General features: G+C 44.2%; 1 protein-coding gene. It reads left to right on the top strand.

Translation table 11 applies throughout. The annotated features are described in order from the left end of the window. Window positions 1-142: 142 nt before the first annotated feature. Window positions 143-326 (top strand): hypothetical protein (locus FDX22_RS31780; protein ID WP_255433029.1); only part of this gene is annotated, 184 nt, incomplete at its 3' end.

Below are 326 nucleotides of genomic sequence, written 5' to 3'. Positions count from 1 at the left end.
ATAAAATTACAGTTTACCGACATCAGCAATAGCCGTTCACGCATCGGTATCTGGCACGGTAAGCAGTTTATTACAGTGAAGTGATGGTCGATTGCAGCCATCTGTACGGGATAAATAAAAATACCGGAATGTAAGGATGCATATGACAACAATAAATATTGTCGGCGGTAGCATTTGTCTTTTTCTTGCGCTGACACCAGGAACTTCACATGCAGCCCCAGTAAAAGTGGGTAATTACGTTATTCCCAGTGCTTTCGCCCGTTCACTGGAGCAGGGAATGACGGTGCCGGTATATATTCGTTACAACGAGACTGACGAGAAAAGTC

The organism is Citrobacter sp. TBCS-14, from assembly GCF_005280805.1.
In the GTDB taxonomy this organism is placed as follows: Bacteria; Pseudomonadota; Gammaproteobacteria; order Enterobacterales; family Enterobacteriaceae; genus Citrobacter; species Citrobacter gillenii.
Note: the sequence above shows the minus strand (reverse complement) of the source record. Positions and strands in the feature narration are given on the sequence as shown.